The 12,176-nt window shown below is 74.0% G+C and carries 12 protein-coding genes, 2 pseudogenes and 1 riboswitch; of the genes and pseudogenes, 7 read left to right on the forward strand and 7 right to left on the reverse strand.

Annotated elements, in window-relative coordinates:
• Window positions 1-3: 3 nt before the first annotated feature.
• From thiS to H300_RS32045, 5 genes and pseudogenes are all read right to left on the reverse strand, one after another.
• Window positions 4-204 carry a sulfur carrier protein ThiS gene (thiS, locus tag H300_RS0100845; protein WP_028425888.1) on the reverse strand — a complete coding sequence of 67 codons (201 nt, stop codon included), beginning with the start codon at window positions 202-204 and terminating at the stop codon, window positions 4-6.
• Window positions 189-1,346, reverse strand: coding sequence for a glycine oxidase ThiO (gene thiO / locus H300_RS0100850; RefSeq protein WP_037978788.1), 1,158 nt, complete (start codon window positions 1,344-1,346; stop codon window positions 189-191). Before thiO ends, thiS begins: the two co-directional genes overlap by 16 nt.
• Window positions 1,342-1,455, reverse strand: a riboswitch (TPP riboswitch). Its footprint overlaps the gene before it by 5 nt.
• Window positions 1,456-1,601: 146 nt before the next feature.
• Window positions 1,602-2,351, reverse strand: coding sequence for a hypothetical protein (locus H300_RS31340; RefSeq protein WP_158678301.1), 750 nt, complete (start codon window positions 2,349-2,351; stop codon window positions 1,602-1,604).
• 108 nt (window positions 2,352-2,459) lie between these two features.
• Window positions 2,460-2,849: a hypothetical protein gene (locus tag H300_RS32040; protein ID WP_028425891.1), complete on the reverse strand. Its 390-nt coding sequence runs from the start codon at window positions 2,847-2,849 to the stop codon at window positions 2,460-2,462.
• Window positions 2,850-2,956: 107 nt separating this feature from the next.
• Window positions 2,957-3,121, reverse strand: a pseudogene (locus tag H300_RS32045) (hypothetical protein); the annotation flags it as partial.
• 99 nt (window positions 3,122-3,220) lie between these two features.
• On the opposite strand from H300_RS32045, the gene H300_RS0100875 reads away from it, so the two are divergent.
• The 5 genes from H300_RS0100875 to H300_RS29665 all read left to right on the forward strand — a co-directional run bounded on the left by H300_RS0100875 (window position 3,221) and on the right by H300_RS29665 (window position 7,845).
• Complete coding sequence (locus tag H300_RS0100875; protein WP_486583463.1) at window positions 3,221-4,459, forward strand: NAD(P)/FAD-dependent oxidoreductase; 1,239 nt, start codon at window positions 3,221-3,223, stop codon at window positions 4,457-4,459.
• Window positions 4,460-4,514: 55 nt separating this feature from the next.
• Complete coding sequence (locus H300_RS0100880; protein WP_028425893.1) at window positions 4,515-4,880, forward strand: Rv2175c family DNA-binding protein; 366 nt, start codon at window positions 4,515-4,517, stop codon at window positions 4,878-4,880.
• Between the two features lie 57 nt (window positions 4,881-4,937).
• The gene (gene thiE / locus H300_RS0100885) at window positions 4,938-5,648 is read left to right on the forward strand and encodes a thiamine phosphate synthase (protein WP_028425894.1); all 711 of its coding nucleotides are present in this window, start codon (window positions 4,938-4,940) and stop codon (window positions 5,646-5,648) included.
• A gap of 80 nt (window positions 5,649-5,728) precedes the next feature.
• Complete coding sequence (gene metF / locus H300_RS0100890) at window positions 5,729-6,646, forward strand: methylenetetrahydrofolate reductase [NAD(P)H] (RefSeq protein ID WP_028425895.1); 918 nt, start codon at window positions 5,729-5,731, stop codon at window positions 6,644-6,646.
• 20 nt (window positions 6,647-6,666) lie between these two features.
• Entirely contained in the window at window positions 6,667-7,845 is a 1,179-nt protein-coding gene (locus H300_RS29665; RefSeq protein ID WP_028425896.1) for a hypothetical protein, read from the forward strand.
• Window positions 7,846-7,968: 123 nt separating this feature from the next.
• On the opposite strand, the gene H300_RS0100900 is transcribed toward H300_RS29665, so the two are convergent.
• The gene (locus H300_RS0100900; RefSeq protein ID WP_078515615.1) at window positions 7,969-9,519 is read right to left on the reverse strand and encodes a phytoene desaturase family protein; all 1,551 of its coding nucleotides are present in this window, start codon (window positions 9,517-9,519) and stop codon (window positions 7,969-7,971) included.
• A gap of 404 nt (window positions 9,520-9,923) precedes the next feature.
• Window positions 9,924-10,544 (reverse strand): annotated as a pseudogene (locus H300_RS24320) (TetR/AcrR family transcriptional regulator); the annotation flags it as partial.
• Between the two features lie 178 nt (window positions 10,545-10,722).
• On the opposite strand from H300_RS24320, the gene H300_RS24325 reads away from it, so the two are divergent.
• Window positions 10,723-11,232 carry an SAV_6107 family HEPN domain-containing protein gene (locus H300_RS24325; protein WP_051269253.1) on the forward strand — a complete coding sequence of 170 codons (510 nt, stop codon included), beginning with the start codon at window positions 10,723-10,725 and terminating at the stop codon, window positions 11,230-11,232.
• 20 nt (window positions 11,233-11,252) lie between these two features.
• On the forward strand, window positions 11,253-12,041 hold the full coding sequence (locus tag H300_RS0100915; RefSeq protein WP_078515616.1) for a methyltransferase: 789 nt from the start codon (window positions 11,253-11,255) through the stop codon (window positions 12,039-12,041).
• Window positions 12,042-12,176: the final 135 nt, after the last annotated feature.

The raw sequence follows: 12,176 nt of genomic DNA on the forward strand, positions 1-12,176 counted from the left end.
CGTTCAGCCTCCCTGGACGGCGGTGAGGACTTCGACGCGGTCGCCGTCGCCGAGCACGGCCCGGGCCCACTGTCCGCGGGGCACCACGGCCTCGTTGACGGCGACGGCGACCCCGCTCGGGGCCCGGGTCAGCACGGTCACCAGCGTGTCGAGGCGCAGTCCCTCCGGTTCGGTGCGGACCTCGCCGTTCACCGTGATGCGCATACCGGCAGCTCCCTGGGTGCGGGTTGGAAACGCAGCGGTGAGAAGGGTCGTGCGTACGGGGGCAGTTCACCGGTCTCCAGCGACTCGGCGAGCACCTCGCCGGTGAGCGGGGTGAGGAGCACACCGTTGCGGTGGTGCCCGGTGGCCAGTTGGAGGCCGGGCAGTGCCGTCGGCCCGAGCAGCGGTGCGTTGTCGGGTGAGCCGGGACGAAGACCCGCCCGCGTCTCCACCAGCGGCAGTTCGGTGATGCCGGGCACCAGCTCGTGGGCGTCCCGCAACAGTTCGTAAACGCCGCCGGCCGTCACCGTCGTGTCCCAGCCGAGTTCCTCGCTGGTGGCCCCCACCACCAGCTCTCCGTCGGCCCGCGGCACGAGGTAGACCTGGCCGCCACGCACCACGGCGCGGACCGTGCGCGACAGCAGGGGACCGGTGGCCGAGGTCATCCGCAGCCGCAGCACCTGGCCCTTCACCGGTCGCACCGGCGGCACGGCGTCCGGCGGAACGCCGTCCAGCAGGCCGCTGTCACTGCCCGCGGCCAGCACCACCGCGTCGGAGGGCAGCTCCTCGCCGCCCTCCGCGGCCACCCCGGTCGCGCGGTCCGCGCGGACCAGCAGCCGGGCCGCCCGCTCGGGGCGCAGCCGCACACCGGACCGCTCGCACACCGCGCGCAGGGCCGCGGAGAGCAGCCGCGGATCGACCTGGTGGTCGCCGTCCACCCGCAGTCCACCGCGGACACCGGGGGCCAGCATCGGCTCCAGCCGGCGGCACTCCCGGCCGTTGAGCCACTGTGAGTCGAGACCGCAGCGCTGCTGGAGTGCGTGCAGTTCGCGCAACCGGGCCCGGTCGTCGGCGTCCAGGGCGGCGGCCAGCGTGCCGCAGGCGCGGTAGCCGACCCCGCCGCCGCCCGCCTCGTCGAGTTCCCGGGTGAAGTCTGGGTAGCGGCCGGCTGAGGCGAGGTTGAGGTCGAGCAGCGCCTCCTCGCCGTGGTGCAGTTCGCTGACCGCGGCCAGCATCCCCGCCGCCACCCGGGCCGCACCGCTCCCGGGGTCCGGGTCCAGTACGGTGACCCGCATCCCGCGCTGCCGGGCCCGCCAGGCGGTCACCAGGCCGATCGGCCCGCCGCCGACGATCACCACGTGCATGGGTTCCAGCTCCTCCCTTCGCCGGCATGACCCGGATCAGGTTCGACGGTCGGAGGCCGCTCCAGCCTCCCTCTCAGCCCGGTGGCGCCGGACTCCCGTGAGTGCGTCGTGCGGTGCCAGCCTACTGCGCGCCGCGTGGAACGGGGAGGACGCCCCCGGCGGCCCGCTCCCGCGGCGGACGGCTCCCGCGCCCCGGCACGGGCACACCGGGACACGAGGTGGAGCCTCTAGATCCGGACTCCGCGAGTCGTCGTTTCAGGTCTGTGGCCAGCGGGTTTGTCCGATGTCGGTCTCGAGGAGGTGGAGTTGAACGCCACGGGTGATCTGGATGGTTGGTGGATCGGTGATGTGGCCGATCCGCAGGGTGAGTTCGGCGAGATGGTAGAAGATCATGCGCCGGTGAGGCGGACCCGGCGGTTGTCGGGGTAGAGCCCGGTCGTGGTCTGCTCGGGGCCCAGGGCCCGTCTGACCTGCCGCTCGATGAGGCAGAACACCAGCAGGGCCAGGCAGATGACCTGGATCAGGGCCGCGACGTGCCGGTTGTGCTGGACGAAGACCGGTGCGACTGCCAGGGGGCCTGTGAAGTCGTGGTAGCAGCGTTCGACCGCACCCTGCCCCTTTGTAGTGGATCAGGACCTGGGCCGGGTCTGCCTGCTCGGCGGGCAGAGTGGTCAGCAGTGCGTACCAGCCGTCGACGGGGGCCTCCGCGTCCAGAACTCTCTGGTCGAAGTGCCGGGTCAGTGAGGGGATGCCCCTGTCGTCCCCGGTGACGGTGGAACGCAGGCAGGAGGTGACCCGGCGCTTGGCCGTGATCACACCGATGCGGGTGATGATCTTCTCGGTGCTCTTGTAGTGCCGTCCGCCGGCCGAGGCGACAAGCTTGTTCATCTCCTCGGTGGCCTTGGCCAGGCGCTTGGCCCGGGCGGCCTGCTGGCCTGCGGCGTTCGCGGTGGAGTGGACCAGGAGCCGGCGGACGGTGAGTTCGGGGATCGCTCTTCCTGGCACCCTTCAGGGTGTGAGTGTCCTCCAGCACCCGGTACTTCTCACGCCGCTCGGCCGGCTTGTCCGCGTCCCGCTCGGGCACCCAGTCCACCACCGTGCCCCCTTCCAGACTCAGAGCGGCATAGACCTCGTCCTTGATCTGCGCGGCGGGCACCGGGGCAACGAAGTGCACCCCGGCCACCAGCAGCGCAGACGTTGGCATGGCACACGAGCTTGGAGTCGGCGACCAGCAGGAAGTCGCAGGTCCACCCGCCGGTCCTTGGGGTGCCCGTAGCTGATGATCGGGAAGTCCTCGTCCTGGCCTTCGGCCGGGTAGTCCCCGTGGACGGACATGCTGGTCATGTCCCAATGCAGGCGGGACACGTCGATGCCGAACTCGGCGATCGCCCTGGCTCCGACCGTCCCGGCAATGTGCTCCAGGTGCGGGGCGACCGCGTCCAGCGCCCGAGCGAGCCGGTCGTCCTTGAGTAGGCCGGCGTCGATTCCGAAGACCTCTTCCACCGCCCAGATCCGGGCCCAGTCCCCCCTCGCACCAGCGGTGCGGGCGCGGTCAGCCGGTTGGCGACCAGCGCCTCGACCACCTGCCCGTGCGTGACCAGAGCCCTGGCTCCGCCAGGGCAGACCGCGTCGACGATCCCGGCCAGATCCAGCCGACGAGTGAACGCGGAAACGACAGGCAGAGCGCCCAGACGTTTTTCCACCACGGACGTCACCGCTCCTTCGAAACGCTGACGCTGGGAACGTGGCCGCGGGAATCGGGAAGACTTCGACACACTCCACCCAACACCGGACCACTGGTCCGGGACACGCTCAAACCGGTCACACCATACGAATCAACGACGCGCGAAGTCCGGGTCTAGAGTGCTCGGGTGATCCCACCCAGCGAACAGCGCCGGCAGCGCGTCGTGATCGTCGGCGCAGGCATGGCCGGAGTGCAGAGCGCCGTCCAGCTCAGGGAGCAGGGGTGGCCCGGCGCGGTCACCCTGGTCGGCGAGGAACCGCACCGTCCCTACGACCGTCCGCCGCTCTCCAAGGCGGTGCTCAGCGGGAAGACCGAGAGCTCTGCCTTCGAGGTCGACTTCGAGGCTCTCGGCATCGAACTGCTGCTCGGCAGGCGGGCCACGGCCCTGCGCCCGGCCGAACGCCTCGTCGAGACCGACGCGGGAGGACTGCCCTACGACCGGCTGATCCTCGCCACCGGTGCGCGGCCCCTGGGGTTGCCCGGTTCCGAGGGCGTGCCCGGTGTCCACCTGCTGCGCACCCTGGACGACGCCGCCGCGCTGCGCCCGGTGCTCACCGCGCAGCGGCCGGTGGTCGTCGTCGGCGCGGGCTGGATCGGGGCGGAGTTCACCACCGCGGCCCGGGAAGCCGGCTGCCCGGTGACCGTCGTGGAGGCGGCCCCCCGGCCGCTGGCCGGCACGCTGCCGGCGGAGATCTCCGGGCACATGCGCCGCTGGTACGAGGAGAGCGGCGCCGAGCTGCGGACCGGGTCCGCCGTCGCGGGGGTGCGGCCCGGCGCGGTGCGGCTCGCCGACGGCACGGAGCTGCCCGCCGCCGCCGTCGTCGTGGGCATCGGCGCCCGGCCGGCGACCGACTGGCTGCGCGACTCCGGGCTGCGGCTCGACGCGGACGGGGCGGTGCACGCCGACGCGTGGCTGCGCAGCTCCGACCCGGTGGTGCACGCGGTGGGCGACTGCGCTTCCTTCCCGTCCGCCCGCTACGGCGAGCGGCTGCTCGTGCAGCACTGGGACAACGCGCTCCAGGCCCCCCGGGTGGCCGCGACCGCGGTGCTGGGGGTCACCGCAGTGCAGGCGGTGGGCGGCGGAGCGCAGGCGTACGACCCGGTGCCGTACTTCTGGTCCGAGCAGTTCGGCCGGTTCGTCCAGTTCGCCGGGCACTGCCGGGCGGACGACGAGCTGTTGTGGCGCGGGGACCCGTCGGGCGCCTCCTGGTCGGTCTGCTGGCTGCGCGACGGGATGCTGAACGCGCTGCTCGCCGTCGGCCGGCCGCGCGACCTCGCACAGGGCCGCCGGCTCGTCCAGCGCGGCGCGGTGCTCGACCCGGCGCTCGCCGCCGACCCCGCCGTGCCGCTGAAGCGCGCCGCCCGCTGAGCCCCCCGGGGGAGCGCGGCTGTTGTTTGTCGGCCGCTGATGGCAGGCTTGGGATGTGAACGAGATCGATGCAAAGACGGACGCGCTCGTCCCCGCCTGGCTCACCCTCCCGGACATCGCGGAGCGCCTCGGCGTCGTGGTGACCCGGGTCCGGCAGATGGTCAGGGACGGCCAGCTCATCGCGGTGCGCCGCGGGGAGAACCGGGTGCTCATGGTCCCGGCGGACTTCATCGGCGAGGGCCGCGTCGTGAAGGGCCTGATCGGGACGATCACGGTGCTCAGGGACGACGGCTTCGACGACGAGGAGATGCTGGAGTGGCTGTTCACCCCTGACGACACCCTTCCCGGCACTCCCGCCCAGGCCCTCTGCGAGAACCGCGGCACCGAGGTCAAACGACGGGCACAGGCGCTGGCCGTCTGAGCCGCCGCCCGCACGGCCCGCAGGCCCGTACCCGTCCGACCCAGGGGGAGAGCACCCGTGTCCGCAGCACCCTCGGCCCGTGAGCGACTGGCCGACGCCCGGCTCTACCTCTGCACCGACGCCCGCAGGGAGCAGGGCGACCTGCCCGACTTCCTCAACGCGGTGCTGGCGGGCGGGGTCGACATCGTCCAGCTGCGCGACAAGGGCATGGAGGCGGGCGAGGAGCTGGAGCACCTCGCGGTGCTGGCCGACGCCTGCCGCCGGCACGGCGCGCTGCTCGCCGTCAACGACCGGTCGGACGTCGCCCATGCCGCCGGGGCGGACGTCCTCCACCTCGGCCAGGGCGACCTGCCGGTCCCCGCGGCCCGGGCCCTCCTCGGTTCGGGGCCGGACGCGGTGCTGATCGGCCGGTCCACCCACGCCGAGGCCGAGGTGGACGCTGCCCTGACCGAGCCGGGAGTGGACTACTTCTGCACCGGGCCCTGCTGGCCGACCCCGACCAAGCCGGGGCGTCCGGCGCCCGGGCTTGCGCTGGTCCGGTACGCGGCGAAGGCCGGGGCGCGGGCCGCCGCGGAGCGCACCGTCGCGGAGGCCGGCGTCCGGCCCGCCGAGCGCCCCTGGTTCGCCATCGGCGGCATCGACGAGGACAACCTCGACGAGGTGCTCGGGGCCGGGGCGCGGCGGGTGGTGGTGGTGCGGGCGCTGACCGCGGCGGCCGACCCGGCCGCGGTGGCGGCGTCCCTCAGCGCCCGGCTGCGGGAGCGCTGATCGGCCAATCCGCGGCTCGATGCCGTCCGATGCCTGGACGCACCCCGGACACGAGCGCCCGCTGCCGCTAGCCTCTGTGTATGGCCCTCGGTATCTCCTCCACCAGAACGGACCGTGCCCTCACCATCCGCGAGCTGCTCGCCTCCGGTGAGCGCTCCTACTCGTTCGAGTTCATGGCGCCCCGGACGGACAAGGGCGAACGCACCCTGTGGAATGCCATCCGCCGGATCGAGGCCGTCGGCCCGACCTTCGTGTCGGTCACCTACGGCGCCGGCGGATCCTCCCGGGACGGCACCGTCCGCGCCACCGAGCGGATCGCCACCGAGACCACGCTCACCCCGGTGGCGCACCTGACGGCGGTCAACCACTCCGTCGCCGAGCTGCGCAACATCATCGGGCAGTACGCGGGGGCGGGCATCCGCAACATGCTGGCCCTGCGCGGCGACCCCCCGGGCGACCCGCTGGGGGAGTGGGTGCGGCACCCGGAGGGCGTCGGCCACGCCTCCGAACTCGTACAGCTGATCAAGGAGTCCGGTGACTTCTGCGTCGGCGTGGCTGCCTACCCGGAGATGCACCCGCGGTCCTCCGACTGGGACAGCGACGTGCGCCACTTCGTCAACAAGTGCCGGGCCGGGGCCGATTACGCGATCACCCAGATGTTCTTCCGGGCCGAGGACTATCTCCGGCTGCGCGACCGGGTGGCGGAGGCGGGTTGCGACACCCCCATCATTCCGGAGATCATGCCGGTCACGAACGTGCGGCAGATCGAGCGGTTCGCACAGCTCAGCAATGCCACCTTCCCTCCGGAGCTGGCGAACCGGATCCTCGCGGTCAAAGACGACCCGGCGGCTGTACGCTCGGTCGGGATCGAGTACGCCACGGAGCTCTGCGCGACGTTGAAGGCCGAGGACATCCCCGGCCTTCACTTCATCACGCTCAACCACTCCACGGCGACGCTGGAAATCTACGAGAACCTGGGCCTGCACCGACGGGCCTAGGGTTCGGTAAGAGGGGCGACATGGGCTGGGCGGTCCTCTACATCGCGTTCGGAGTTGTCGCGCTCTGGCTGCTGGGCGAAGTGCTGCTCCAGTACAAGGCCCGGTTGCGCTGGCGGCTGCTGGCCTTCTTCGGATTCGTCGGCGTCGTGCTGGGCGTCCTGATGCCCTCGGTTCCGGTGATCGCCGTCGGCACGGCGGCCTTCGCCACCGGCCAGACCTTCGTCACCCTCTCCTTCCGCCAGGGGTTCTCGACCGGCTGGGCGATAGGGGGCAAGCCCGGGGCGAGCCCCCGGCGCCGCGGCGCGGCGCCGGGCGCCGAGGAGGAGCCCGGCAGCGAGGCCGTCCTGGAGGTCTCGCACCTGGAGCAGACGGCGGCGTACCAGCCCGAGCCGCTCCCCGACGACACCGGCCAGTACGGGGTATACGACCGCAACGCCGAGGGGGACCCGGAGCAGCGCGAGGGGGACGCGGGGGAACGGGCAGCCGCGCAGGTCTTCGACCCCTACGAGCAGGGCACGCCGCAGGAGCAGTACGCCGCCGCGGGGTACGGGGACCGCCAGGGCGCGTTCGGCTGGGACGGCGGCGGCCACCAGGGGACCGGGCACACCGGAGAGCAGGGCTACGGCGGCTACGGCGAGCAGGACTACGGCGGTGGGCAGGACTACGCCGCCGCGCAGGGGTACGGCGGGGGGTACGGCGGCGAGCAGGGCGGCTACCAGCAGCCCTACCAGGACGGCATCGAGCACGGCTACGCCGGGGGTGAGTACGGCGAGCAGTACGCGGCCTACTCCGATCCGTACATCGGGGGCACCTCGGCGGCGCAGCAGCAGTCCTACGACCCGTACGCCCCCTACGGGTACCCGCAGGAGGCCCCGGGCGGCTCCGCGGCTCCCGGCTCCTGGGAATCCGACCCGCAGGGCGCCGGCTCCTGGGGGCCGGACGGCTCCTCCATACCACCGTACGACCCGCAGCAGGCGCAGCCCTACGACTCGGGGGCCTGGGACACCCAGGGCCACGCCCAGCAGTACCCGGCGGACGGCGGCTACGGATACGGCGACAGGCAGTACGCCCCCGACCCGGCCGCCTACCAGCAGACACCGCCCGGAGGCGTCTGGGTCCCGCACCAGCGGGACCCGGAGGCCGACCAGCAGTACCCGAACCAGGACGGCAGCGGCTACGACTACGGCCACCGCGGCTGAGCCCGTGCGCTCCGGCTCCCGGAGCCGGGCCGGCGGCCGGATACGGCGGCAGCCGGGCCCGCCGGGAGTCGCGGGCCGCGGGCCGGGACAGGGCTCTGCGGCAGGCCCGATGCAGGGGCCGGATCAGCGCGAGCCGCTCCAGCCGTCCCCCTCCACGATCAGGCCGGCGACGAGCGCCCCCGACATCCCGGCGTGCGCGGTGCCGCCCCCGGGGTGCGCCCAGCCCCCCGCGAGGTACAGACCGGGCAGCGGACCGGAGTTGGCCCGTGGCACGGGCGGTGCGGACCGCCCCGGCAGGGCCGCCCCCATCAGTGCCGGGGCCGGCACCTCGCCGCCGGGCGCGCCCGTCTCCCGCTCGGTGTCCGCGGGGGTGCGCACCTCCCGCCACAGCAGCCGCTCCGCGAGCCCCAGCCCGGCCGTGTCGGCGGCGGCCAGCAACGCCTCGGCGCAGCGCTCCGCCGTCCCCGGTGCGCTCCAGTCCACGTCGCCCCTGACCGGGACCGTGGCACCGAGCGTCACCGCCTCGTAGCCCGGGCCGGGCCGCAGCAGCGGGTCGTCCGGGCGCAGCACCGTGACCGTCGGAGCGGTGCCGGGTGCCCCGGCTGCGGCTCCGCCGTCGAGCGCGCCGAGTTCCGCGGCGCGGTCGGGCGGGTGCACCACCGTGCGGTGCGCCGCGTCCGCGGGCCGCGGGCCGCGGAGGGCGAGCAGCACCCGGAACCGTCCCGTCCCGGGGGGCCGCGGGCCCGGCGGCCGCGTTCCGTCGGGCCCGACGCCGTCCGGCCCGACGCCGTCCGGGACGCCGAGCGGGGGGAGCGCCGGCGTGGCGCAGACCACCAGGTCGGCGTCGGCGCTGCCGCCGTCCGCGAGGCGTACTCCGGACGCCCGGCCCCCCTCGGTGAGTACGGCGGCCACCTCCGCGTGGAAGACGAACCGCACCCCGCGGTCCCGGCAGCGCGCGTGCAGCGCGTCGGCCAGCGCCCCGACACCGCCCTCGACGTACCAGCTCCCGAAGGTCTGCTCCACGTACGCCAGCACGGCGGCGCTCGCCGGAACGGCCCGGGGATCGCAGCCGTGCTCCAGGGCGGCGCTCTCCAGCATCGCCACCAGCCGGGGGTCGCGCAGCTCGTCCGCCGCGGCCTCGGCGAGGGAGGGTGCCCGGCGCCGGAGCAGGCCGCGGCGGCGGACGGCCGGGTAGGGGTCGGGCCCGAGCCCGGGCGGTGGGCCGGAACCGGTGAACGGCTCTTCCAGCAGCGGCCTGCGGGTCGCCTCCCAGACCGGGCGCGCCCGGTCGATCACCGAGGTCCAGCGCGCTCCGGCACCGGCTCCCAGCGCACCGTCGAGTCCGGCGACGACCTTGGCCCGGGACACCCCCGGCAGGGTGACGGCCGTGCCGTCCGGGAAGTGGTGCCGTGCGGCGGGGCGGGGCTGGTGCAACCCGACCACGTCCTCCAGCGGCTCGCGCCCGGTCTTCACGAACAGGTCCCGCCACACCGCGGGCAGGTGCAGGAGCCCCGGCCCGGTGTCGAAGCCGAACCCGTCCCGGCGGTACACCCGCACGCCGCCCCCGTGCGTCGCGCCGCGCTCGAACACCGTCACCCGGTGCCCCGCGACAGCCAGCCGGGCCGCCGCGGCCATCCCGCCCAATCCGCTGCCGATCACTGCGATCCGTGCCATGAGCAGGGACTCTAACCGCCCGTGGCCATGCCGCAGTGCGCGCCCCGGCCCGACGCCGCACCCGGGGGTGACCTGCGTTGAGTACGGGTACTCAGCCCTCCGGTTGAGTACCCGCGCGGATGGGGCGGCGGGCCGCCGGACGGCAGAGTGTGGAGCACGGCGAGGGCGCCGCGGTGCACCGCCGGCACGGGGCGGCGGAACACCGCGGCGCCGCACCGCAGGGGGCGACCGTACGGGGGTACGGGGGAACACGGGGGAGCGGGCGGTCCGGGGCCTTGCGCCGCGGGCCGCCCGTGCCGTGTCCCCGCCCCGTGCGGCCGAGCGCCTCCGCACCGGGCAGCTCAGGCGCCGGAGCGGGCAGCGCTCGGCGCGGATCGTGCCACCGGGGCCGGCTCCTCCCGTCCGTGGCCGCCCACGCGACCCTGAAGGAGCAGCGAGAGCGCTCCGTGCACCTCGTCCAGCGAGCGGTGCCGCTGGAAGGCCTGCCAGTCGAGTGCGGTCACCAGCACCATGCCCACCAGTCCGGCGGCGGTGAGTCCGACGTCGGTCCGGGGGCTCAGCTCCCCCTCGGCGACGCCCAGCCGGAGCACCTCCTCGACCACCGCCACCGTCCGTTCGCGCACTACCCGCAGGGTGGGCTGCCACGCCCGGTTGGTGCGCCACAGCTCGGCGACGTAGAGCCGGCTGAAGGCCGGGTACCGGTCGATGAAGACCAGTCCCGCCCGGACCATGGCGTCGAGCGCGTCCACCCGGCTACCGCCCGCCGCAGCCGATCCCTCGGCCGCCGCCCGGAGTTCGGCCGTCAGCAGTTCCGCCCCGTTCCGCAGCAGCCCCTCGAACAGCTCGGTCTTGCTCCCGAAGTTGTAGTAGACCGTGCCCTTGGCCACGCCGGCCCGCTCGGCGATCTCGTCCACCGTCGTGGCCGAGAAGCCCTGCTCGGCGATCAGCGTGACCGCCGCCTCGTACAGCTTCTGCCGGGTCGCGTCCCGCCGGGTGCTTCCGGTACTGCTCGTGCCGCTTCTCATACGCACGATTGTCCTCTTCTTCCCGCAGGTGCCCGACTCCGTGGCCCGATCGGCTGGTTCAGGGGCGTTGCCCCAGGTCAGGGCGGATTGTCAGTGGCGTGGTCCATGATGTGGGGGTACGTCGGAAAGAGCCGAGCACGTGAGGGAAAGCGAAGGAAAGCGAAGGAGGCACCAGCCCATGAAGCTGAACGGGCCCCCGAGCGATGTCCACCCCGTACTGCGCCGCGCCACCGCACCGCCCGCCGCTCTCGACCTGCTCTCCCAGGCTCAGCACGGCCTGGAGGAGGCGTCCGCCCTGGAACTCCCCGCCGACCGCTACGTCGCCGCCCACCTGGCGGCGCTGCGCACCGCGGCTGCCGTGCTCGCCGTCCGCGGCCGCCCGGAGAACAACGAACGCGCCCGGCGACGGATACGCAGCGCCTGGGCGGTGCTCCCCGAGATAGCTCCCGAGCTGGCCGAATGGAGCCTGCACTTCGCCGCCGGAGCGGCCCGCCGGGCGCGCGCCGAGGCCGGCATCAGAAACGCCGTCAGCGCACCGGAGGCGGACGCGTTGGTGGGTGCGGTCGGTGTCTTCCTCCGTACGGTCGAGCGGATGCTGAGCGCGCAGCCGGCATTCCCGCGACCCCGCGTCGAGTCGGAACCCCCCCGCCCCGGCGAGGCAATAGGGTGGGGCCCTGCCCGCCCCTGAGCAGCCGAGGAGCAACGCCCATGTCCCGCCCCCGCGCATCCCTTCGTACCGCCGTGGTCTGGGAGGTGCTGCGGGAAGCCCTGGACCGCCGGATCGCGGCCACCGGGCGGGACTCCCTCGAGATCCTCGACGCCGGCGGCGGTTCCGGTCACTTCGCGGTGCCCGCCGCCCGGCTGGGGCACCGCGTCACGGTCGTCGATCCGAGCCCGAACGCCCTCTTCGCCTTGGAGCGCCGGGCGGCCGAGGAGGACGGCACGGCCGAGCGGGTGCGCGGTGTCCAGGGCGACGCCCACGACCTGCTGGACGTGATCGAGCCCGGCGGCTACGACGTCGTGCTCTGCCACGGTGTGCTGGAGTACGTCGACGACCCGGCTGAGGCCCTGCGGAACACGGTGGCCGCGCTGCGCCCCGAAGGCGGTGCCCTGAGTCTGCTGGCGGCCGGGCTGGGCGGCGCGGTGCTCGCCCGTGCTCTGGCCGGCCACTTCTCCGAGGCCCGGCACGCCCTCGGCGACCCCGAGGGTCGCTGGGGCAGAGCCGACCCGGTGCCGCGACGCTTCACCGCCGAGCAGCTCAGCGGGCTCGTGGCCGGGACGGGACTCCGGATCGGTTCGGTCCACGGAGTCCGGGTGTTCAGCGACCTGGTTCCCGGGGCACTCGTGGACGCGGAGCCGGACGCCCTGCGGGCGCTGGCCGAATTGGAAGCGGCGGCCGCGGAGATTCCGGCGTTCCACGCGGTCGCCACCCAGTTGCACGTACTGGCGGAGGTGCCCGGACCGCAGGCCCCCGATCACCTACTACGCGCCGTATGATCGAAGGACACCGTCGGGCATGACGGGGGCGCCGCAGGGGAATGAACTCGCCACTGCTGCGATCCGTCGGTCGTGACCGACCCGGTGGGAGGAATTGGCGTAGAGGGCGGGTTTCACGGGGGCGATTCCCTGCCT

Source organism: Streptomyces sp. TAA040 (assembly GCF_000424845.1).

Excerpts from the sequence above, each read along its gene's own strand:
- H300_RS0100900 (WP_078515615.1), bottom strand. The coding sequence starts at position 9,519 with ATGGCACGGATCGCAGTGATCGGCAGCGGATTGGGCGGGATGGCCGCG.
- thiO (WP_037978788.1), bottom strand. The coding sequence starts at position 1,346 with ATGCACGTGGTGATCGTCGGCGGCGGGCCGATCGGCCTGGTGACCGCC.
- metF (WP_028425895.1), top strand. The coding sequence starts at position 5,729 with ATGGCCCTCGGTATCTCCTCCACCAGAACGGACCGTGCCCTCACCATC.
- H300_RS24325 (WP_051269253.1), top strand. The coding sequence starts at position 10,723 with ATGAAGCTGAACGGGCCCCCGAGCGATGTCCACCCCGTACTGCGCCGC.
- H300_RS0100915 (WP_078515616.1), top strand. The coding sequence starts at position 11,253 with ATGTCCCGCCCCCGCGCATCCCTTCGTACCGCCGTGGTCTGGGAGGTG.
- thiS (WP_028425888.1), bottom strand. The coding sequence starts at position 204 with ATGCGCATCACGGTGAACGGCGAGGTCCGCACCGAACCGGAGGGACTG.
- H300_RS29665 (WP_028425896.1), top strand. The coding sequence starts at position 6,667 with ATGGGCTGGGCGGTCCTCTACATCGCGTTCGGAGTTGTCGCGCTCTGG.